Source organism: Vibrio sp. SNU_ST1 (genome assembly GCF_030563405.1).
Lineage (GTDB): Bacteria > Pseudomonadota > Gammaproteobacteria > Enterobacterales > Vibrionaceae > Vibrio.
Genome location: NZ_CP130748.1, coordinates 447,692 through 470,869 on the forward strand (window position 1 = coordinate 447,692; position 23,178 = coordinate 470,869).

18 protein-coding genes are annotated in these 23,178 nt (G+C 45.0%); all 18 read left to right on the top strand.

Going from position 1 to position 23,178, the window contains the following annotated elements; genetic code table 11:
* Nucleotides 1-122: 122 nt before the first annotated feature.
* The 18 genes from rsmH to carA all read left to right on the top strand — a co-directional run bounded on the left by rsmH (nucleotide 123) and on the right by carA (nucleotide 23,177).
* Nucleotides 123-1,073 (top strand): 16S rRNA (cytosine(1402)-N(4))-methyltransferase RsmH, encoded by a 951-nt coding sequence (gene rsmH, locus Q5H80_RS02045; RefSeq protein ID WP_009848949.1) that lies wholly within the window; start codon nucleotides 123-125, stop codon nucleotides 1,071-1,073.
* A 3-nt stretch (nucleotides 1,074-1,076) separates the two neighbouring features.
* The gene (gene ftsL / locus Q5H80_RS02050; RefSeq protein WP_009848950.1) at nucleotides 1,077-1,394 is read left to right on the top strand and encodes a cell division protein FtsL; all 318 of its coding nucleotides are present in this window, start codon (nucleotides 1,077-1,079) and stop codon (nucleotides 1,392-1,394) included.
* Nucleotides 1,391-3,148: a penicillin-binding transpeptidase domain-containing protein gene (locus tag Q5H80_RS02055; RefSeq protein ID WP_135382840.1), complete on the top strand. Its 1,758-nt coding sequence runs from the start codon at nucleotides 1,391-1,393 to the stop codon at nucleotides 3,146-3,148. The genes ftsL and Q5H80_RS02055 overlap by 4 nt, the downstream gene beginning before the upstream one ends.
* Nucleotides 3,149-3,166: 18 nt before the next feature.
* Nucleotides 3,167-4,651, top strand: a complete 1,485-nt coding sequence (murE, locus tag Q5H80_RS02060) for a UDP-N-acetylmuramoyl-L-alanyl-D-glutamate--2,6-diaminopimelate ligase (protein ID WP_304568241.1) — start codon at nucleotides 3,167-3,169, stop codon at nucleotides 4,649-4,651.
* Nucleotides 4,651-6,024 (top strand): UDP-N-acetylmuramoyl-tripeptide--D-alanyl-D-alanine ligase, encoded by a 1,374-nt coding sequence (gene murF, locus Q5H80_RS02065; protein ID WP_304568242.1) that lies wholly within the window; start codon nucleotides 4,651-4,653, stop codon nucleotides 6,022-6,024. The genes murE and murF overlap by 1 nt, the downstream gene beginning before the upstream one ends.
* Nucleotides 6,021-7,103, top strand: a complete 1,083-nt coding sequence (mraY, locus tag Q5H80_RS02070) for a phospho-N-acetylmuramoyl-pentapeptide-transferase (protein WP_102250319.1) — start codon at nucleotides 6,021-6,023, stop codon at nucleotides 7,101-7,103. Before murF ends, mraY begins: the two co-directional genes overlap by 4 nt.
* Nucleotides 7,104-7,161: 58 nt before the next feature.
* Nucleotides 7,162-8,478, top strand: coding sequence for a UDP-N-acetylmuramoyl-L-alanine--D-glutamate ligase (murD, locus tag Q5H80_RS02075; RefSeq protein WP_304568245.1), 1,317 nt, complete (start codon nucleotides 7,162-7,164; stop codon nucleotides 8,476-8,478).
* A 22-nt stretch (nucleotides 8,479-8,500) separates the two neighbouring features.
* Nucleotides 8,501-9,697, top strand: coding sequence for a cell division protein FtsW (gene ftsW, locus Q5H80_RS02080; RefSeq protein ID WP_304568247.1), 1,197 nt, complete (start codon nucleotides 8,501-8,503; stop codon nucleotides 9,695-9,697).
* A gap of 12 nt (nucleotides 9,698-9,709) precedes the next feature.
* Complete coding sequence (gene murG / locus Q5H80_RS02085) at nucleotides 9,710-10,771, top strand: undecaprenyldiphospho-muramoylpentapeptide beta-N-acetylglucosaminyltransferase (RefSeq protein ID WP_304568249.1); 1,062 nt, start codon at nucleotides 9,710-9,712, stop codon at nucleotides 10,769-10,771.
* A gap of 13 nt (nucleotides 10,772-10,784) precedes the next feature.
* The gene (gene murC, locus Q5H80_RS02090) at nucleotides 10,785-12,245 is read left to right on the top strand and encodes a UDP-N-acetylmuramate--L-alanine ligase (protein WP_012603213.1); all 1,461 of its coding nucleotides are present in this window, start codon (nucleotides 10,785-10,787) and stop codon (nucleotides 12,243-12,245) included.
* A 191-nt stretch (nucleotides 12,246-12,436) separates the two neighbouring features.
* The gene (locus Q5H80_RS02095; protein ID WP_065680328.1) at nucleotides 12,437-13,216 is read left to right on the top strand and encodes a cell division protein FtsQ/DivIB; all 780 of its coding nucleotides are present in this window, start codon (nucleotides 12,437-12,439) and stop codon (nucleotides 13,214-13,216) included.
* On the top strand, nucleotides 13,209-14,477 hold the full coding sequence (gene ftsA / locus Q5H80_RS02100; RefSeq protein ID WP_304568255.1) for a cell division protein FtsA: 1,269 nt from the start codon (nucleotides 13,209-13,211) through the stop codon (nucleotides 14,475-14,477). Before Q5H80_RS02095 ends, ftsA begins: the two co-directional genes overlap by 8 nt.
* A gap of 31 nt (nucleotides 14,478-14,508) precedes the next feature.
* The gene (gene ftsZ, locus Q5H80_RS02105) at nucleotides 14,509-15,738 is read left to right on the top strand and encodes a cell division protein FtsZ (protein ID WP_304568257.1); all 1,230 of its coding nucleotides are present in this window, start codon (nucleotides 14,509-14,511) and stop codon (nucleotides 15,736-15,738) included.
* 96 nt (nucleotides 15,739-15,834) lie between these two features.
* Nucleotides 15,835-16,752, top strand: a complete 918-nt coding sequence (gene lpxC, locus Q5H80_RS02110) for a UDP-3-O-acyl-N-acetylglucosamine deacetylase (RefSeq protein ID WP_304568259.1) — start codon at nucleotides 15,835-15,837, stop codon at nucleotides 16,750-16,752.
* 388 nt (nucleotides 16,753-17,140) lie between these two features.
* Nucleotides 17,141-19,867: a preprotein translocase subunit SecA gene (gene secA / locus Q5H80_RS02115; protein ID WP_304568261.1), complete on the top strand. Its 2,727-nt coding sequence runs from the start codon at nucleotides 17,141-17,143 to the stop codon at nucleotides 19,865-19,867.
* Nucleotides 19,868-20,200: 333 nt separating this feature from the next.
* Nucleotides 20,201-20,599 (top strand): 8-oxo-dGTP diphosphatase MutT, encoded by a 399-nt coding sequence (gene mutT / locus Q5H80_RS02120; RefSeq protein ID WP_304568263.1) that lies wholly within the window; start codon nucleotides 20,201-20,203, stop codon nucleotides 20,597-20,599.
* Between the two features lie 92 nt (nucleotides 20,600-20,691).
* Complete coding sequence (gene dapB, locus Q5H80_RS02125; protein ID WP_304568265.1) at nucleotides 20,692-21,516, top strand: 4-hydroxy-tetrahydrodipicolinate reductase; 825 nt, start codon at nucleotides 20,692-20,694, stop codon at nucleotides 21,514-21,516.
* Between the two features lie 503 nt (nucleotides 21,517-22,019).
* Complete coding sequence (gene carA, locus Q5H80_RS02130; RefSeq protein WP_304568267.1) at nucleotides 22,020-23,177, top strand: glutamine-hydrolyzing carbamoyl-phosphate synthase small subunit; 1,158 nt, start codon at nucleotides 22,020-22,022, stop codon at nucleotides 23,175-23,177.
* Nucleotide 23,178: the final 1 nt, after the last annotated feature.

Below are 23,178 nucleotides of genomic sequence, written 5' to 3' on the forward strand. Positions count from 1 at the left end.
GTCAAAAATTCCCAAAGCCTATACACAATATGGTGGAGATACGGCGTGAAATCAGTAAACTAAAACGTTAATAGAACATATTATTGCCGAACTAATGGCTCAATCCATTCACTGAGAAGACTATGACAGAAGCATTCAAACATATTTCAGTATTGCTTAACGAATCTATTGACGGACTTGCGATCAAACCTGACGGTACCTATATCGATGGTACTTTTGGCCGTGGTGGTCACAGCCGTACAATCCTGTCTAAACTGGGCGAGAATGGAAGACTCTTTAGTATCGACCGCGATCCACAAGCGATTGCCGAAGCACAAAAGATTGATGATCCTCGTTTTACGATTATTCATGGCCCGTTCTCAGGTATGGCTGAATATGCAGAGCGTTATGACTTAGTCGGTCAAGTGGATGGCGTATTGCTGGATTTAGGTGTCTCTTCACCACAGCTAGATGATGCTGAACGTGGCTTTAGCTTTATGAAAGATGGCCCGCTTGATATGCGTATGGATCCAACAACCGGCATTCCTGTTTCCCAGTGGTTGGTTGAAGCTGATCTTGATGACATCACATGGGTTATTCGTGAGTTCGGTGAAGACAAACACGCTCGTCGTATCGCGAAAGGCATCATTGCTTATCAAGAGAATGAAGAGAACGAACCGTTAACGCGCACTGGCCAGTTGGCTAAGCTTATTTCTGATGTCGCTCCAAAAAGCTTCAAAGAGAAAAAACACCCAGCAACACGTGCTTTCCAAGCATTCCGTATCTACATTAACAGTGAACTGGAAGAGATCGATACAGCACTGAAAGGCGCGGCAAGCATTCTAGCTCCTCAAGGTCGTATCTCTGTTATCAGTTTCCACTCGCTTGAAGACCGTATGGTGAAGCGCTTTATCCGTAAAGAGAGCCAAGGTCCACAAGTACCACATGGCCTGCCACTAACTGAAGAGCAGATCAAAGCGCTAGGCAGTGCCGATCTGAAACCAATTGGTAAAGCAATTAAGCCTTCTAAAGATGAAGTGGATGAGAATACTCGTTCACGTAGTTCGGTACTACGAATCGCAGAAAAGCTATAGTCAATGAAGACCTCCAAACCCAACTTAGCCAAGATAATATTTTTTGATTTGATCTCCGTGGGTAAAGTCCCATTGGGGCTTCTTATCTGCATCTTTGCGAGTGCGATGGGGGTCGTTCTTACGACACATGTATCACGTCAGGCGATTACGCAAAAAGACATGGCATTGGTGGAGCGGGAACAACTTGATGATGAGTGGCGAAATTTAATGCTTGAAGAGACGGCGCTAGCAGAACACAGCCGCGTTCAAGCATCGGCAAAAAGAGAGCTCGACATGAAACGTCCAGACTCCGACAAAGAAGTTGTGATCACACTGAAATGACCGGTAAAAAGGAAAAAACACCCGCAAAACCCGTTAATGAATCAACGAAAGAGCGAGTGAAGAGCGAAAAGGATTCGGATCCAATTCTTATTAAATGGCGTTTCAACGTTGTTATTGCTTTCGTGTTTCTAGCCTTTGCTGCACTCGTTGGCCGTGTGGCTTACATCCAAATCATTGAACCTGATAACTTAATTCGTCAGGGGGATCTTCGCTCAGTACGTGTTAAGGCTATTCCTTCTGCTCGCGGTATTATCTCTGACCGCAATGGTGAGCCGCTTGCTGTGAGTGTTCCCGTTGAAGCAGTATGGGCCGACCCAAAAACGATTTTCGATAAAAATGGTATGGCCCAGATTGATCGTTGGTATGCGTTAGCCGATGTACTTGGCCTACAGCGACAATCGATGATCGATAAGATCTCTAGCAACAAATCCCGTCGATTTATTTATCTACAAAGACAAGTTAGCCCTGCGATGGCTAAGTATATCCGTGAACTTAAGCTGGTGGGTGTGGGCCTGAAAGCGGAATCTCGACGTTACTACCCTGCAGGTGAAGTCAGTGCACACCTTATCGGTGTTACCGGAATTGATGGGCACGGCCTAGAAGGGGTTGAACGCAGTTACGATAAATGGCTTACAGGTGAAGCAGGCAAGCGAACGATTCGTAAAGACCGCTACGGACGCGTTGTCGAAAACATTGCGTTAGAAGAACGCGAAGAAGGCAAACCACTAGAACTCACCATCGATCAACGACTGCAGGCGATCGCCTACCGAGCGATTAAGCAAGCGGTGGCCGATCATAAAGCGACCTCAGGCTCTGCAGTATTACTCGATGTGAAAACGGGCGCTGTGTTAGCCATGGTCAATGCACCGTCTTACAACCCGAACAACCGCTCTGATTTACAAAGCTTTAAAATGCGAAACCGCGTGCTGACCGATGCTATGGAGCCCGGCTCAACAGTGAAACCTTTTGTGGTGCTCGCCGCATTAGAAAATGGTACAGCTGATGCGAAATCTATTATTGATACGGGTAATGGCATCATGCAAATTGGAGGTAGCCGAGTACGTGATACCTCTAAAGTGGGCAAGGCTGATTTAGCCTTGATCCTTAAAAAGTCAAGTAACATCGGCGTGGCGAAATTGGCGCTTGATATGCCACTTGAAGCGTTACTTGGTATGTACAGTTCGGTTGGTTTAGGCGAAATGTCTGGGCTAAATCTCGTGGGTGAAACGAGTGGTATTTTCCCGAATCGTCGCCGTTGGTCCAAGTTCGAAATCGCGACGCTATCGTTTGGATATGGCTTATCTGTGACCCCGCTTCAGTTGGCTCATGCTTATGCAACGTTAGCCAACAAAGGTATGTATGAACCGATTCATATCATTAAAAGCAACGACCAAGACTTCTCAAAGCAGATCATCAAACGTGAAAATGCAGAGATGGTATTACAAATGTTAGAAGGCGTGACTCAAAAGGGCGGAACGGCAACCAGAGCCGCTGTTCCGGGTTATCGAGTTGCGGCAAAAACGGGTACATCTCGTAAAGCCGCTGCGGGTGGCTATAGTGATGAGTATATTGCCATAACGTCGGGTTTTGCTCCAGTCAGCGATCCAAGAGTAGCTCTGGTTGTCGTAGTCAATGAGCCGCAAGGTGACCTTTACTATGGCGGTTCAGTTGCTGCCCCCGTTTTTTCTGAAATCATGAAGGGTGCACTGCAAATACTTAATGTCCCTGCTGATGAAAACAAGTTTCAAGAATAGAGCCAATCAGGATTCAATATGAGTAATAGCCTCACGCTGTCATCTTTACTTTCTCCTTGGGGGGGCTTTAGTTCACCTGAGCTAGATGCGATTGCTGTTGAGCAATTGGAGTTGGATAGCCGTACCATCAAGGAAGGCGATATTTTTGTTGCCATTGTTGGACATGCCATTGATGGTCGTCGATTTATCGACAAAGCCGTCGCTCAAGGCGCGAAAGCCGTCATTGCACAAGCTGGCGATGACAAAGCTCATGGCTTGGTTGAGTGGCTAAACTCGGTTCCTGTGGTTTATGTTTCAGACTTAAACTCCACACTCTCTGAATTAGCTGGCCGTGTTTATTCTTCTCAAGCGACTAAGTTGATTGGTGTTACCGGCACCAATGGCAAAACCACCATCACCCAATTGATTGCTCAGTGGCTTGATTTGGTCGGCCAGCGTTCGGCGGTAATGGGCACCACGGGTAATGGCTTCTTAGATAACCTAAAAACAGCGGCTAATACCACAGGCAGCGCGATTGAAATACAACGCACACTGAGCGAGTTGGCTGAGGAAAGTGCAGTTTATACCGCGATGGAAATCTCTTCTCATGGTTTGGTGCAAGGCCGAGTAAAGGCCTTGGATTTTGAAGTGGGTGTGTTCACTAACCTAAGCCGTGATCACCTTGATTACCACGGCACGATGGAAGAGTACGCACTGGCTAAGAAGAGTTTGTTTACTCAACACAAATGCAAACATGCAGTGATCAATGTGGATGATGAAGTCGGCAAAGCGTGGATGTCAGATTTGTCCAATGCAATAGCTGTTTCATTGCTTCCGTTGTCTGGTTACCAACAGTCGGTGTGGGCATCTGATGTCGCCTATGCAGAAACTGGGATTAAGCTCTCTTTCGATGGTAGCTGGGGGCAAGGTGATCTTTCGGTTCCATTGATTGGTCAGTTCAACGCATCAAACGTACTGGTTGCTTTCGCGACTTTGCTTTCATTGGGCATCGACAAGCAAACCTTGGTCGACACCGCGTCTCAGCTTCAACCTGTTATTGGTCGTATGGAACTGTTTCAAGTTCCGAGCAAAGCAAAAGTCGTTGTTGATTACGCGCACACGCCAGATGCTCTAGAAAAAGCATTGGCAGCACTGCGTGTACACTGCTCTGGAAAGCTGTGGGCTATCTTCGGTTGTGGTGGCGATCGTGACACAGGTAAGCGCCCAATGATGGCGGTAACGGCAGAGCAGTTCGCCGACAAAATTATTATTTCAGATGACAACCCTCGCAGCGAAGATCCTGCTTTGATTGTTAAAGACATGCTAGCTGGCTTAAGCGAACCTGAATCCGCATTCGTCGAGCACGATCGCTATCAAGCGGTTAAGTTTGCCCTAGAACAGGCTGGCAGTAATGACATTATTCTTTTGGCTGGTAAAGGCCATGAGGATTACCAAGTATTGAAAGACGAAACGATCCATTACTCAGATCGAGAGTCTGCGCTACAACTTTTAGGTATTTCATAATGATTGATGTATCACTCGAGCAGATTTGTTCAGCGGTGAGCGGTCAGCTGATTGAGGCTGGCAAGTCGAGCAATAGTGTTATTAATGCGGTTTCTACTGACACTCGAACCGTTGAAGAAGGTGCACTGTTCGTGGCTCTCGTTGGTGAACGTTTTGATGCGCATGACTTTTGTCATCAAGCGGTAGAAGCTAATGCGAGCGCGTTGTTAGTCGAACGAAAACTTGACCTAAATATTACTCAAGTGGTTGTTGAAGACACTAAACTTGCTTTAGGTCAGCTAAGTGCTTGGATTCACGAGCAATGTAACGTCCCAACCATGGCGATTACAGGCAGCTGCGGCAAAACGACCGTCAAAGAGATGGTGGCAAGCATTCTGCAGCACCGTGGCAAGGTGTTGTTTACAGCAGGTAACTTCAATAATGATATTGGAGTGCCACTAACCTTGCTGCGCAGTGAAGCAAATGACGACTATGCCGTGATAGAACTAGGGGCGAATCATATTGGTGAAATTGCCTATACCACGCAGCTTGTGAAACCACAGGTGGCATTAGTTAATAACGTAGCTGCAGCGCACCTAGAAGGCTTTGGGTCTATCAATGGTGTGAAACAAGCGAAAGGTGAAATCTTCCAAGGGCTTGCTGTTGGTGATACTGCTATTGTTAATCTAGAGAGCAACGGTGGTGACTTTTGGAATGACGTGCTAGCAGATAAAAGCGTGCTGACATTTTCAGAAAGCGACAGCAAAGCGGATTATTTTGCCAAGAATATTCGCATCAATGAGCAAGGTGAAGCGTGCTTTGATATGCAGACACCTCAAGGGGCCATATTTGTTGAGCTTGGTATCATCGGTCAACATAACGTAGCGAATGCATTAGCAGCTGCAGCGTTGAGCATTCAATTTGGAGCCTCGCTTGATGAGGTGAAAAATGGTTTAGCGAATCTGATCTCTGTCAAAGGGCGAGTTGAGGTTCAACAATTAAATCAGAATATCAAGCTGATAGATGACAGTTACAACGCCAGCGTGCCAGCAATGAAGGCGGCAGCGAAGCTACTCTCGAGCTTCAAAGGTCAACGTTGGTTAATTTTAGGTAATATGGCTGAATTAGGCGATGAAAGCCTTGCACTTCACCGTCAAGTCGGTGAATATGCTGCCCCATTCGCTTTTGAGCATGTACTTACTTACGGTGATGATACCAAGGTGATTAGTGAGGTCTGTAATGGTACCCACTTTACAACGCATCAAGCGATGATCGCGCACATAGAGCAGCAACTAAGCTTGCCAGAAAGCGTGTCACATACCTTATTGGTAAAGGGCGCGAATAGTGCAGGAATGAGTAAAATAGCCGCTGCTTTAAAGGAGAACTTTTCATGATAATTTGGCTTGCAGAGCTACTACAGCCACACTTTTCTTTTTTCCGTTTGTTCGAATACCTATCGTTTCGTGCAATCGCGAGTATTTTGACTGCGTTATGTCTGTCACTGTGGATGGGACCTCGTTTAATTGAGCGTCTGCAAATGCTACAAATTGGCCAAGTTGTTCGTAATGACGGCCCTGAATCTCATTTCAGCAAACGTGGTACGCCAACCATGGGCGGTGTGATGATCCTTGCTGCGATCATTATTACGGTATTGATGTGGGCTGATCTCTCGAATCCTTATGTTTGGGCTGTATTAGTTGTACTTGCTGGTTATGGCGCAGTTGGCTTTGTTGATGACTACCGTAAAGTGGTTCGTAAAAATACAGATGGCTTGATAGCTCGCTGGAAGTACTTCTGGCAATCGGCGATTGCTTTAGTTGTCGCATTTGCTCTGTATGCTCATGGACACGATACAGCGGCAACACAGCTCGTAGTGCCTTTCTTTAAAGATGTGATGCCACAATTAGGTTTATTGTACATCGTACTAACATACTTTGTTATTGTGGGTACCAGTAACGCGGTGAACCTAACCGACGGCCTAGATGGCTTAGCGATTATGCCAACGGTGATGGTTGCGGCGGGTTTTGCTGTGATTGCTTGGGCGACTGGTAACGTTAACTTCGCAGCATATCTACACATTCCATACATTCCATACACCTCTGAACTGGTTGTGGTATGTACTGCTATCGTAGGTGCGGGTCTTGGTTTCCTATGGTTCAACACCTACCCAGCACAAGTATTCATGGGCGATGTTGGTTCGCTAGCGCTTGGTGGTGCATTGGGTGTGATTGCTGTGTTAGTTCGCCAAGAGTTGGTATTGGTTATCATGGGCGGTGTGTTTGTAATGGAGACCTTGTCAGTGATACTGCAAGTGGGCTCTTACAAGTTGCGCGGTCAGCGTATTTTCCGCATGGCACCAATTCACCACCACTATGAACTGAAAGGTTGGCCAGAACCGCGTGTCATCGTGCGTTTTTGGATCATCTCAATGGTATTAGTACTGGTTGGTCTAGCAACGCTGAAAGTTCGTTAATCCTATCTGAGCCTCTTAATGAGAGGCTCTTTAAAACTATTAAGAGCATCTTGTTTAAATGGAACGTTGGCAAAATATTCAAAATGTAGTGGTTGTGGGGCTCGGTATTACCGGGCTCTCTGTCGTTAAACATCTCGTAAAATATCAACCTCACACTCATGTGAAGGTGATTGATACACGAGAGCTACCACCAGGAAAAGAATCTTTGCCTGAGTCGGTAGAGCTGCATTCTGGAAGTTGGAATAGCCAATGGTTAGCGGAAGCTGATTTAGTGGTTGCTAACCCAGGTATCGCCTTGGCGACCCCTGAAATACAAGATGTTATTCAAGCGGGTATTCCGGTTGTTGGCGATATTGAACTTTTTGGTTGGGCGGTAGACAAACCCGTCGTGGCAATAACAGGCTCCAATGGCAAGAGTACGGTGACCGATCTAACGGGTGTGCTTGCTAAGGCTGCTGGTCTTAACGTTGGCGTTGGTGGCAATATCGGTATTCCGGCCTTGGATCTTCTTGAGCTTGATGCCGATTTATATGTCCTTGAGCTTTCAAGTTTTCAGCTGGAGACAACATCCAGTCTAAACCTTGCAGCAGCGGCCTTTTTAAACCTGTCAGAAGATCATATGGATCGCTATCAAGGCATGGCCGATTACCGTGACGCTAAATTGAGAATTTTTAATAACGCTCAGTGTGCGATCGTAAACCGCGGAGACAAAGAAACTTATCCTGCTCAAACGATGTCATTGGTGACATTTGGACTTGATGACCAAGAGTTTGGTGTAGCGACGATTGATGGCACCGAATGGCTAATGGACAACGGCAAGCCTGTACTTCCTAGCCAAGACTTAACATTGGTTGGACGTCATAATGTGGCAAATGCTTTAGTCTCTTTAGCACTGCTTAAGCAAGTCGGTATTGATTACAGCAAAAGCCTTGAAGCTTTGAAAGCCTACAATGGTTTGACTCATCGTTGCCAAGTGGTGGCTGATAAGAGCAAAATCAAATGGGTTAACGACTCGAAAGCAACCAACGTAGCCAGTACATTGGCGGCTCTGTCGGGATTAGAATACCAAGGTACTTTGTATCTTCTGGTGGGTGGTGTAGGTAAGGGAGCTGATTTTAGTGAGCTTAAACCTGTGCTGTCTCAACTAGACCGCGTTCAACTGTGTTGCTTCGGTGAAGATGCTGCGCAATTTATGCCATTACATCCATCGGCTAAGACGTTTGATACCATGCGTGACATCATCGAGAGTATCTCTGCACAATTGGTGTCGGGTGACATGGTGATGCTGTCTCCTGCATGTGCCAGTTTCGATCAATTTAATAACTTCATGGCGAGAGGTGATGCGTTCACTGAACTTGCTCATGAATACGCCTAACGTGTTGAAGGACTAACATTCAGTGCAAAGAGTGAAAGAGATTAACCAATCCATTTGGCAATGGCTAAACCGTGCCACACCAGAGGCGCTTTACGATCGTCAATTGGTTTGGATTGCTCTTGGACTGATGCTGACGGGTTTAGTGATGGTAACGTCGGCTTCGTTCCCAATCAGTGCTCGTTTGACCGATCAGCCGTTTCACTTCATGTTCCGCCACGCCATTTTCCTGGTGTTAGCATTGGGCGTATCCAGCGTAATATTACAAATCCCGATGAAACGTTGGTTTCAATACAGTATGTACCTATTGGGCTTATCCTTCTTTTTGCTAGTGGTGGTGTTAGCTGTCGGTAAGTCGGTTAACGGTGCCTCACGTTGGATTCCTCTCGGGCTGTTTAACTTACAGCCTGCTGAAGTCGCTAAGTTATCTCTGTTTATCTTTATGGCGGGCTACTTGGTTCGTAAACAGGATGAAGTGAGAAAAACCTTCTTCGGTGGTTTTGGTAAACCGATCATGGTGTTCGGTGCCTTTGCGGTGTTGCTACTTGGCCAGCCTGATTTAGGTACCGTTGTCGTAATGTTGGTTACCTTGTTTGGCATGTTATTTATCGCAGGTGCTAAGCTGTCACAGTTTATAGCCTTAATGGTGGCAGGTATTGCTGCCGTTGTGGGATTGATTGTTATTGAGCCTTATCGTGTTCGACGTGTTACGTCATTCTGGGAACCTTGGAGTGACCCGTTTGGTAGTGGTTATCAGCTAACTCAATCATTGATGGCGTTCGGTCGTGGTGATTGGATGGGACAAGGGCTTGGTAATTCAATTCAAAAACTCGAGTACCTACCTGAAGCTCACACCGATTTTGTTTTTGCTGTACTGGCAGAAGAGTTGGGTTTTGTTGGCGTAACCTTGGTGTTGATGTTGATCTTTAGTTTGGTTTTTAAAGCTATTTTTATTGGCAAAAAAGCCTTCGAAAACGACCAAGTGTTCAGCGGTTATCTGGCGTTTGGCATTGGTATTTGGTTTGCTTTTCAGACGCTTGTTAATGTAGGTGCCGCTTCAGGTATTGTTCCGACCAAAGGTCTAACCTTACCGCTGATCAGTTACGGTGGTTCAAGTCTTATCGTGATGTCAGTAGCGGTTTCTATGCTGCTGCGTATCGATCATGAATGCCGAGTGCAAAAAAAAGAACAAGCCGAAAATCAAAACGAATTAGTAGAATAAGAATCTAACGTTATGAAACAAAACAAAAAACTTTTAGTGATGGCTGGTGGTACTGGCGGACACGTTTTCCCTGGGTTAGCGGTGGCGAAAAAGCTTCAGCAACAAGGTTGGGAAATTCGCTGGTTAGGAACCGCAGACAGAATGGAAGCAGATTTAGTGCCAAAGCATGGCATTGAGATCGACTTCATCAAAGTGAAAGGCTTGCGTGGTCAAGGCGTTAGTAAATTAATTAAAGCGCCGTTCCAGATTATTAATGCCATACTTCAAGCCAGACGACATATTAAAGCATGGCAGCCTGATGTGGTGCTTGGCATGGGTGGTTACGTCAGTGGCCCGGGTGGTATCGCGGCTTGGTTATCTGGTATTCCAGTGGTTCTGCATGAACAAAATGCAGTGGCAGGTTTAACCAATCAATGGCTGTCTAAGATAGCTAAAAAGGTTTTCCAAGCTTTCCCTGGTGCGTTTCCTACCGCAGAAGTGGTGGGTAACCCAGTACGTGAAGATGTGGTTGCCTTAGCTGAACCCGAGCAACGCATGGCTGAGCGTGATGGTGATATCCGCATCTTGGTTATGGGCGGCAGTCAGGGCGCAAAAATCCTGAATGATACCTTGCCAGTTACCATGGCGCAGCTTGGTGAAGGCTTCACTGTGATGCACCAAGCGGGTAAGAACAATCAACAGCAAGTTATTGAGCAATACAAATCACATTCTGTTGATAATGTTCAAGTGACTGAATTTATTGATGATGTGGCGCAAGCTTATGAGTGGGCAGATCTATTAGTGTGTCGCTCAGGTGCATTAACCGTATCCGAAGTGTCTGCGGCAGGAATCGGATCTATCTTCGTTCCGTTTATGCACAAAGACAGACAACAAGCGTTGAATGCCGACCATTTAGTTGAATGTGGCGCAGCGTTAATGATTGAACAGCCTCAACTAACGGCTGATAAGCTCGCGAACACTATCGCGCAGCTTGATAGAAATGAATTAAAAATGATGGCAACAAAAGCTCGTCAAGCCGCAAAGCTTGATGCTGATGTGACCGTCGCTGAAGCGATCAAAGCTTTAGCAAAATAATGAGATTGAATTGATGACGATTGAACATACCCAAGACTTAGCGCAAATCCGTGCAATGGTGCCAGAGATGCGCCGTGTTAAATCTATCCACTTCATTGGTATTGGTGGTGCCGGAATGAGCGGGATTGCTGAAGTCTTGCTTAATGAAGGCTACCAGATCACAGGTTCTGATATTGCTCAAAATCCAGTGACAGAACGCTTAGTTAGCAAGGGGGCTACTGTTTACGTTGGTCACCAAGCAAGTAACGTTGCCGATGCAAGTGTTGTGGTGGTTTCAACCGCTATCAACGAAGAAAACCCAGAAATTATTGCTGCTCGTGAAGCGCGTACACCGATCGTTCGTCGTGCTGAAATGCTGGCTGAGCTGATGCGTTTTCGTCACGGCATTGCTGTGGCAGGTACACATGGTAAAACAACCACGACTGCGCTAGTGACACAGATTTACTCTGAAGCAGGCCTAGATCCAACCTTCGTAAACGGTGGTTTGGTGAAAAGTGCAGGTACTAACGCACGTTTAGGTTCGAGCCGTATTCTTATCGCTGAAGCCGATGAGAGTGATGCGTCATTCTTACATCTGCAACCAATGGTTAGTATCGTCACTAACATCGAAGCGGATCATATGGATACTTACGGCGGCGATTTTGAAACGCTGAAGCAGACGTTTATTGATTTCTTACACAACCTGCCATTCTACGGTCAGGCTGTGATGTGTGTTGATGATCCTGTGGTTCGTGAGCTTATTCCTCAGGTTAGCCGCCAAGTGATTACTTACGGCTTCTCAGAAGATGCTGATATTCGTATTGAAAACTACGTACAAGAAGGTCAGCAAGGCAAGTTCACGGTTGTTCGTGAAGGTAAAGCCAATCTTGATATCACGTTAAATATTCCGGGTCGTCACAATGCATTGAATGCCTCTGCAGCGATTGCAGTTGCAACCGAAGATGACATTAGCGATGAAGCAATTCTCAAAGCAATGGCGGGAACGGAAGGTACTGGTCGCCGTTTCGATCATCTAGGTGAGTACGAAACAGGTAAAGGTGTTGCAATGTTGGTGGATGATTACGGTCATCACCCAACCGAAGTGGACGTAACCATTCAAGCTGCACGAAGTGGCTGGACTGATAAACGTCTTGTTATGATCTTCCAACCGCACCGTTATAGCCGTACTCGCGATCTGTATGATGATTTTGCGAACGTTCTTGAACAAGTTGATGTCCTAATTCTGTTAGATGTTTATTCTGCAGGTGAGAAACCTATTGCAGGGGCTGACGGACGTTCATTAAGTCGAACTATTCGCGGACGTGGTAAGATAGATCCAATCTTTGTTGCCGATATCAACGCACTGCCATCGGCTTTAGCCAACGTAATTCAAGGCGGTGACCTTGTTTTAACGCAGGGTGCAGGCGATGTTGGCCGTGTAGCGAAGCAGTTGGAATCGTTACAGTTAGACATTAATAAGATGCAGAACGCGTAACAGAATACTGTCTACAGACTGTGGTCAATCGCTCACTTCTTGCGATTGACCTAAAATTGACCAAAAATCTTATTATCAACGTTTGATAGTTTAGTTTTGCTCAGTATAATTCATAGGTTAAAGTAAGTACTTTTACCTCTATTACGAAGATAGGGAATAGAATTGCGAACCAACGACAGGGAATGCGGGCTTTGGTAGAAAGTACTTTTAGCGAAAACCGCCACCTATTCAGTTTACCGTCGCTCAAGAAACACGCCTTAGGCGGGTCTTTTTTTGTCATGGTATTGCTATTCATTGGGTTTCTTTTCTATACCACACTGACTTGGATGTGGGACGATCAGCGATTGCCTCTCTCCAAAATAGTACTGCAAGGCGACCTAACTTATGTAACAGCTGGTGATGTTCAACATGCCTTTAGCGAGCTAGAGCATATTGGAACATTCATGTCTCAAGATATTGGCGTGTTGCAACACAGTTTAGAAGCGTTGCCTTGGGTTTCTGTTGTCTCGATTCGTAAGCAGTGGCCAGACACAATAAAAGTATTTTTGACTGAGTATCATGCGGCAGCTATCTGGAATGGCAATATGCTGTTGAATGAAGATGGTCAGGTGTTTAATGGTGATATTGGCCTTTTGAAGGGTGATAGAGTTAAACTTTACGGTCCAGATGGCACTAGCCAACAAGTGATTGAAAAGTGGCGACAGATAACGCCTTTAATTAACAGCCTAGGGTTAACCGTTACCTCGCTCGTTCTCAATGAGCGTCGCGCCTGGCAAATCATTCTAGACAACGGTATTCGTTTAGAATTAGGTAAAGATTTTTTAGATGAGCGTGTTGAGCGCTTTATTTCGCTTTACAACGAATTAGGTAGTAAGGCGAATCAAGTGAGCTACATCGACCTCAGGTACGATACGGGAGCCGCTGTAGGCTGGTTTCCAGAGCAAGAGTTAGAAGAGAGTACAGATGACTAAGACCGCAGATGACAACATAATCGTTGGTCTTGATATAGGCACTGCGACCATATCAGCTCTAGTTGGTGAAATATTGCCTGATGGTCAAATCAATATCATTGGTTCTGGGCAAAGCCCATCCAGAGGTATGGATAAAGGTGGTGTAAACGACCTAGAGTCGGTAGTTAAGTCGGTTCAGCGAGCTATTGATCAAGCAGAGTTGATGGCGGAATGCCAAATCAGCAATGTATTTATCTCGCTATCGGGTAAACATATCGCAAGCCGAATTGAAAAAGGCATGGGCACTATCTCTGATGAAGAAGTGTCTCAAGACGATATGGATCGAGCGATCCATACCGCGAAATCAATTAAAATAGGTGATGAACAGAGAATTCTGCACGTGATTCCACAAGAATTTACCATTGACTATCAAGAAGGGATTAAGAACCCACTTGGTTTATCTGGTGTTCGAATGGAAGTCAGTGTTCACCTAATTTCTTGCCATAGCGACATGGCGAGAAACATTATTAAAGCTGTTGAACGATGTGATCTCACTGTAGAACAAATCGTGTTTTCAGGACTTGCCTCAAGTAATGCGGTAATTACTGACGACGAGAGAGAGCTTGGAGTCTGTGTTGTTGATATTGGTGCTGGTACGATGGATATTTCCATTTGGACTGGCGGCGCACTGCGACACACAGAAGTCTTTTCCTACGCAGGAAATGCAGTAACCAGTGATATTGCCTTCGCTTTCGGCACGCCAGTGAGCGATGCTGAAGAGATAAAAGTAAACCATGGTTGCGCTCTGAGTGAACTCGTAAGCAAGGATGATTCTGTTAACGTCCCTAGTGTAGGTGGTCGTCCATCGAGAAGTTTGCAAAGACAAACTTTGTCGGAAGTGATTGAACCACGTTACACTGAACTTATGGGGCTCGTTAACCAAACTATTGATACGGTTCAATTACAGCTACGAGATGAAGGTATTAAACACCACCTTGCAGCTGGCGTCGTTCTCACTGGTGGAGCGGCACAAATTGACGGATTGGTAGAGTGTGCGGAACGTGTTTTCCGCAATCAAGTTCGAGTTGGTAAGCCGTTAGAAGTTAGTGGTTTAACCGACTATGTTAAAGAGCCGTATCATTCTACGGCGGTTGGTTTACTTCATTACGCAAGAGATTGTCAGATCAGCGATGAAGGTGATTACAGCGAACCTAAGCGTTCAGCACCTTCTATGTCTGGTTTATTTGGTAAATTGCGTAATTGGATACAAAAAGAGTTTTAACCTGAGTTGCAGGAAAAAACGGAGATAACACATGTTTGAACCGATGATGGAAATGTCTGACGATGCAGTAATTAAAGTCGTTGGAGTTGGTGGCGGTGGCGGTAACGCTGTTGAGCACATGGTACGTGAATCAATCGAAGGCGTAGAATTCATCAGTGTTAACACTGATGCACAAGCACTTCGTAAAACAAGCGTTAGCAGCGTGATCCAAATTGGTGGTGATATCACTAAAGGTTTGGGCGCTGGTGCAAACCCACAAGTAGGCCGTGATGCAGCTCTCGAAGATCGAGAAAGAATTAAAGAAGTTCTAACTGGCGCCGATATGGTATTTATCGCAGCTGGTATGGGCGGTGGTACGGGTACAGGTGCTGCTCCAGTTATTGCTGAAGTTGCGAAAGAGCTGGGTGTGCTAACGGTTGCTGTTGTAACTAAGCCATTTAGCTTCGAAGGCAAAAAGCGTTTAGCGTTTGCTGAGCAAGGTATCGAAGAGCTTTCTAAGCATGTGGATTCTTTAATTACGATTCCAAATGAAAAGCTACTTAAGGTACTTGGCCGTGGCGTCACTCTGCTAGAAGCTTTCGCAAGTGCAAATGATGTACTTAAAAATGCTGTACAAGGTATCGCTGAGCTAATTACTCGCCCTGGTATGATTAACGTCGATTTCGCGGATGTTCGCACCGTAATGTCAGAGATGGGTCATGCAATGATGGGTAGCGGTATCGCAAAAGGCGAAGACCGTGCTGAAGAAGCTGCCGAAACGGCAATTTCTAGCCCACTACTAGAAGACATCGACCTAGCTGGCGCTCGTGGCGTTCTTGTGAACATCACAGCGGGCCTAGATATGCGCTTAGATGAATTCGAAACAGTAGGTAATACAGTTAAGGCATTCGCATCTGATAACGCAACAGTTGTGATTGGTACTTCTCTAGACCCTGATATGACGGATGAAATCCGTGTAACTGTTGTAGCAACAGGTATCGGCACAGAGAAAAAACCAGACATTACATTAGTTGCTGGTGGTAAAGCTAAGGTTGCACCAACTCCTCAACCACAGATCGCGGCTCAAACTGCACCAAAAGTGGAAGATAAAGTGGCACAACCATTGCAAGAAAAAACTGAGGTAAAACCTCAAGTTAAGCCGCAGCCAACAACGTCACCTGTTTCTTCAGGTACAGGCGCTAGCCAAAGTGCAGCACCTAAAGCTGAGAAAGAGAGTGGATACTTAGATATTCCGGCATTCTTACGACGTCAGGCTGATTAACAAATACCCAAAGTTTGACTATCGTCGAATTAATGGTAAAATTCGCGGTCGGTAAATACTGACCGTGATTTGTAGCACTGATAACGAGGCAAGCAGATGATCAGACAACGTACTCTGAAAGAAATTGTGAAAACAACTGGTGTGGGTCTCCACTCTGGTCGTAAAGTCACACTTACTCTTCGCCCGGCAGCTGCAAATACAGGTATTGTTTATCGTCGTACAGATGTAAATCCACCTGTAGATTTCCCAGCTGATCCAGCGTCAGTTCGTGACACTATGTTATGTACTGCTCTTGTTAATGACGAAGGCGTACGTATCTCTACAGTAGAACACCTTAACGCAGCTCTAGCGGGTATGGGTATCGACAACATTATTGTTGAAGTCGATGCACCAGAGATCCCAATTATGGATGGTAGCGCAAGCCCATTCGTATACTTGCTACAGCAAGCGGGTGTAGAAACACTGAATGCAGCGAAGCGTTTTATTCGAATCAAGAAACCTGTTCGTTTTGAAGATGGCGATAAGTGGGCAGAATTCGTTCCATTTAACGGCTTCCGTATGGACTTTGAAATCGAGTTCAACCATCCAGCAATTGAATCTGATGAGCAACACCTGTTGTTTGATTTTTCTTCACAAGGCTTTGTGAAAGAAATTTCTCGCGCTCGTACCTTCGGCTTCATGCGTGATATTGAATACCTACAATCACAAAACTTGTGTTTGGGTGGTAGCTTTGATTGCGCAATCGTATTAGACGAATACCGAATTCTTAATGAAGAAGGTCTACGTTTCGAAAACGAGTTCGTAACGCATAAAGTGCTAGATGCGATTGGTGACCTTTACATGTGTGGGCACGCTATTATCGGTGAGTTCCGTGCATACAAATCAGGTCACGGCCTAAATAATCAACTACTACGCGCAGTACTTGCTGATGCAGAAGCTTGGGAATGGGCAACATTCGAAGAAGAAGTTGGTTCTCCTGTTGCGTTTGCTGAGCCAGGAATGGTTCTAGCGTAATTGTTGTTTACGACAATATAAGATTTTGAAAACCAGGTCATTGACCTGGTTTTTTTGTATCTATTTTCCAGATACAGTGTCGTCAGCATTTAAAAGTTGCCTAGTATTTGGCTACAGTCTGGCTAATCCATCAACAATTAGAAAGAAAAGTACCAAGCACATCAAACAAATGGGGTTATAAATGGTCGTTGGTGTGAAAATTACTTACACTAGAGGGCATTAATTTTAACTGAAGCCTTGAAAACTCTACTCTCAAGTACAATATCAAAGATACTAGATTTATCTCAGTATCCTTGGTTAGTAACTAAAGACTAGTTTATAGCTAGTAGAGACTGACGGCATTTAAAATAGATCGCGGACGATCTGAGAACGAAGAGATTCCAAGCACATGATTACTAAGCTGCTGACAAAGGTAATTGGCAGTCGCAATGACAGAACACTGCGCCGCCTTAGAAAAATTGTAAAAGAAATTAATAACTTCGAACCAACGTTTGAGGCTCTTTCAGACGATGAGTTAAAAGCAAAAACGGTTGAGTTTCGTGAGCGCTTAGATAAAGGTGAATCGTTAGATCAACTTCTACCTGAAGCATTCGCTACGGTACGTGAAGCGTCGAAGCGTGTTTACGGCATGCGTCACTTTGACGTGCAATTGATTGGTGGCATGGTTCTTAATGCTGGCCAAATTGCAGAGATGCGTACTGGTGAAGGTAAAACACTTACCGCAACCCTACCTGCTTATCTAAACGCGCTCCCAAGTAAAGGTGTTCACGTAATAACGGTGAACGATTACCTAGCGAAGCGTGATGCGGAAACAAACCGTCCATTATTTGAATTCCTTGGCATGACTGTTGGCGTGAATGTGGCAAACATGGCTCCGCCAGAGAAAAAAGAAGCGTACCAAGCTGACATCCTATACGGAACAAACAACGAGTTTGGTTTTGATTACCTTCGTGACAACATGGCTTTCCGTGCTGAAGACCGAGTTCAACGTGAGCGCTTCTTTGCTGTAGTCGATGAGGTTGACTCAATCTTAATTGATGAAGCTCGTACTCCGTTAATTATCTCTGGCCCAGCTGAAGATAGTTCTGACCTTTATACGCGCATTAACACTCTAATTCCTTCTCTAGAGCGTCAAGATAAAGAAGATTCAGAAGAGTACCGTGGTGAAGGTCACTACACCATGGACGAAAAATCAAAACAGGTTCACCTGACTGAAAACGGTCAAGAATTTGTTGAAGAGCTAATGGTTAAGAATGGCTTGATGGAAGAGGGTGACACACTTTACTCTCCAACCAATATCAGCCTATTGCACCATGTGAATGCTGCGCTTCGTGCGCACGTATTGTTTGAGAAAAACGTCGACTACATCGTTACTGAAGAAGGCGAAGTGGTTATCGTTGATGAACATACTGGTCGTACTATGCCAGGTCGTCGTTGGTCTGAAGGTTTACACCAAGCTGTTGAAGCTAAAGAAGGTGTGAAGATTCAAAATGAAAACCAAACGCTAGCATCGATTACATTCCAGAACTTCTTCCGACTGTACGAAAAACTGTCAGGTATGACAGGTACTGCTGATACTGAAGCTTTCGAATTCCAGTCTATCTACGGCCTAGAAACGGTGGTTATCCCAACCAACAAGCCTATGGTTCGTAACGATATGCCAGATGTGGTTTATCGTACTGAAGAAGACAAGTTCAATGCGATCATTGAAGACATCAAAGACCGTGTAGCGGCTGGCCAGCCATCACTGGTTGGTACGGTTTCTATCGAGAAATCTGAGCTGCTGTCTAACGCATTGAAAAAATCAAAAATTAAGCACAACGTTCTAAATGCTAAGTTTCACGAAATGGAAGCTGAGATCGTTGCACAAGCTGGTATGCCTGGTGCGGTAACTATCGCAACTAACATGGCCGGTCGTGGTACCGATATCGTGTTGGGTGGTAGCTGGCAGGCTCAAATTGAGAAGCTAGATAATCCAACCAAAGAGCAGATCGATAAGATCAAAGCTGATTGGAGAATTATCCACGATACAGTGCTTGAGTCAGGTGGTCTGCACATCATTGGTACTGAACGTCATGAATCTCGCCGTATCGATAACCAGCTGCGTGGTCGTTCTGGTCGTCAAGGTGATGCGGGTTCTTCTCGTTTTTACCTATCAATGGAAGATTCTCTGCTACGTATCTTTACGTCTGATCGTATGGCTGGTCTTATTCAAAGTGGTATGGACGAAGGCGAAGCGATTGAATCTAAGATGCTGTCTCGTTCAATTGAAAAAGCACAGCGTAAAGTAGAAGGTCGTAACTTCGACATTCGTAAGCAGCTTCTTGAGTACGATGATGTAGCCAATGACCAACGTAAGGTTGTTTATGAGCTACGTGATGAACTGATGAGCTCAGATGACATCAGTGAGATGATCGAACACAACCGTGAAGATGTACTTGCGTCAGTCATTGATGAATACATTGCTCCTCAGTCTCTTGAAGACATGTGGGATATTGCGGGTCTGCAAGATCGTCTGAAGAATGACTTCGATCTAGACTTTGATATTCAAGGCTGGTTGGACGAAGACGACAAGCTTTATGAAGAAGCATTGCGTGAGCGTATTCTTGGTATGGCGGTTGATTCGTACAAACAGAAAGAAGAAGTGGTTGGTGCTCAAGTACTGCGTAACTTCGAGAAGTCTGTGATGCTACAAACGCTAGACGGCCTTTGGAAAGAGCACTTGGCTGCGATGGATCACCTTCGTCAAGGTATCCACTTACGTGGTTATGCTCAGAAGAACCCGAAACAAGAGTACAAGCGCGAGTCGTTTGAACTGTTTGAAGGCCTGTTAGATGTGCTGAAAACAGACGTTGTTACCATTCTTTCTAAAGTTCGTGTTCAGCAACAAGAAGAAGTTGAAAAGATGGAAGCTCAACGTCAAGCTCAAGCTGAACAAGCGGCGCGTCGTGCACAAGCACAACATGCAACGGCTGAAAACCAGCTAGGCGGCGATGAAACTGATGCGGCATCTCCACAAACGGTAGTACGTGATGAGCGTAAAGTGGGTCGTAACGAACCATGCCCATGTGGAAGTGGTAAAAAATACAAACAGTGTCACGGTAAAATTGACTAATGCTTTGCTGTAGTGGCTGATAACTTCGTCGGCGATGCTCATTTACACTTGTAAACTCCGCGTCACCTCCTCGTTCTCAACCAATACAGCTTTGCCTTAATATAATTTTGATAAAAAGAGTCGCTTAGGCGGCTCTTTTTGTATGTAAATTTCATGGCTTACTTTGTTACGCAAGGAAGTCGTCATTCCCTATAGCGAGAACGAGCGTAATAGGGAATCTCGTTTAGTTAGGCTCATATTGTTTTAGATCCCCAATTCAGTCGTTCCTCCTTCTTGAGGATGACGTATTCAGGGGCTATGTGAGTTCAGCGTTTTATTAAGGAACACCAACACATGAAAAGAATCCATATTGTAGCGGGTATTATCTTCAATCAAGATAAGTCACAGGTATTTATCACTAAGCGCCCAGACGATAAGCATAAAGGCGGTTTCTGGGAATTCCCTGGTGGCAAGGTTGAAGTGGGTGAAACCATTGAACAAGCAATGACTCGTGAGCTTGATGAAGAAATTGGTATCAAGGTGACTGAGCAGTCTCTGTTTGAGCACCTTGAATTTGACTATACGGATAAGTCACTTAAGTTTGATTTTATCCTTATTACCGATTTTGAAGAGCAGCCTTATGGTAAAGAAGGTCAACAAGGTGAATGGGTCGCTCTTGAATCATTGAATCAATACGCCTTCCCCGAAGCAAACGTGCCAATTTTAGAGCGAGTAATAAAAGAGTTTTCGTAATTGCTAGCCTGAGTTTGAGATTGTTGTTAGTTTAAAGAGATTAATCGATTGAACGTTGCTGCAAGAGATAAGTGGCAACGGTAACCAAAACAATGGAGATATTCGCAGTGGTAAGAATTGCAATTGCAGGAGCAGCTGGCCGTATGGGTCGTAACTTGGTGAAAGCCGCTCACCATAATTCAGAAGCAAGCGTTGGTGCTGGTTCAGAACGTCCAGAATCATCTTTGGTCGGTGTTGACGCTGGCGAGTTATGCGGTGAAGGTCGTTTTGATGTGGCTCTAGTTGATGACCTTTCGAAAGCGGTTGAAGAGTTTGACGTGATCGTCGACTTTACCGCACCTGTAAGCACATTAGCGAATATTGAACTTTGTAAACGTCACGGTAAAAAACTGATCATCGGCACTACTGGTTTCTCTGAAGAAGAAAAGCTGGTTATCGATGCGGCTTCAAAAGAGATGGCTATCGTAATGGCACCGAACTATAGCGTTGGTGTGAACTTGGTTTTTAAGCTGTTAGAGAAGGCCGCTAAAGTCATGGGCGATTACTGTGATGTTGAGATCGTTGAAGCTCACCATCGTCATAAAGTTGATGCGCCTTCTGGTACTGCAATTGGTATGGGCGAAGCGATCGCCGGTGCGATGGGCAATGAGCTAAACGATGTCGCAGTATGGTCACGTGAAGGTATTACGGGCGAGCGTACCAAAGATGAGATCGGTTTTGCGACAATTCGTGCCGGTGACATCATTGGTGAGCATACCGCTATGTTTGCTGATATCGGTGAGCGAGTGGAAATTACCCATAAAGCCACTGATCGAATGACCTTTGCCAATGGTGCAATCAAGGCCGCGGTTTGGTTAAATGATAAACCAGCAGGCTTTTATACCATGACTGATGTGCTTGGTTTGAATGACCTGTAAATAGATATTTATGCGCTGGCAATTGCCGGCGCTTTCTTTGTTTGGTGCATTTTCCTTAGTAATCTCTCTTCTACGATCTTCCTTATACTTTCTTCTTATCGCCATTTTCTTTCTCTCTGTGTGTTGTTTATGTGGGTTTTAGTGTGCTTTTTGCTTTAAAGTTTTAAATTTCTATGTTTTCTCTTTGTATTTATCGATTGCTATTTGTTGCTGATATTTTTGCCACTCTATGGTTGACTAAAGTGAGGGTTGAAAATTAGAAAATTGTAATATTCGGCCTAAATGAGCATAAGAGTTGAACTTTTGAAGCTTTCGGTGTGTAAATTGAATTAGTCCTTACAAATGTTTAATTTCTTTTGCGTTAAATGTTGACACGTATCACGCAGATCACTAAAATACCGCCAATTTGTCTAATTTCCATAAACACGCAGTTTTTGGTGTTGCAGGAAGGTAGATTTGCAAATTAAATCAATTTTAATGCATTTTTATTTCTGGAGGTTGTCTTGAAGAAGTCAGCACTACTCGTCCTAGAAGATGGGACAGTATTTCACGGTGAAGCCATTGGCGCTGTAGGTTCTGCAGTTGGTGAAGTCGTTTTTAATACCTCGATGACGGGGTACCAAGAAATCCTCACTGATCCTTCCTATTCTCAGCAAATCGTTACTCTTACTTACCCTCACATTGGCAATACCGGAACCAATTCCGAAGATGAAGAATCTTCTTCAATCCACGCTCAAGGCCTTGTGATTCGCGATCTCCCTCTAATCGCTTCTAACTTCCGTAATGAACAATCTCTTTCTGATTACCTTAAGTCGCAAAACGTTGTTGGTATCGCTGATATCGATACGCGTAAGTTGACGCGTATTCTGCGTGAGAAAGGTGCTCAAAACGGTTGTATCGTAGCGGGCAACAATATTGACGAGGCTCTAGCGTTAGCGAAAGCAAAAGAATTCCCTGGCCTGAAAGGTATGGACCTTGCGAAAGAAGTTACAACAAAAGAAGCGTATCAATGGAAACAAGGTTCGTGGACGCTTACGGGTGGACTTCCTGAAGCGAAAGCAGACTCAGAATTGCCATACCACGTTGTTGCTTATGACTTCGGAGCAAAACGAAACATCCTGCGAATGCTTGTTGACCGCGGCTGCCGCCTAACGGTTGTTCCTGCTGAGACTTCTGCTGAAGAAGTACTCGCACTGAACCCAGACGGTGTTTTCCTTTCAAATGGCCCTGGTGACCCAGAACCATGTACTTACGCAATTGAAGCGACAAAAGTGTTCCTAGAAAAAGGCTTACCAATCTTTGGTATCTGTCTAGGTCACCAGATTCTTGCTCTTGCGTCAGGCGCTAAGACAGTGAAGATGAAGTTTGGTCACCACGGTGCAAACCACCCGGTTAAAGATTTAGATCGTGATGTTGTGATGATTACTTCACAAAACCACGGCTTTGCTGCTGACGAAGATACGCTTCCAGAGACATTACGAGCGACTCATAAGTCTCTATTTGATGGTTCTCTACAAGGTATCCACCGTACAGATAAACCAGCATTTAGCTTCCAAGGTCACCCAGAAGCAAGTCCAGGTCCAGAAGATGCGGCACCGCTATTCGACCACTTCATTGAATTAATTAACCAGTCTGTTGCAAACAAACAAGACAAAGCGTAAT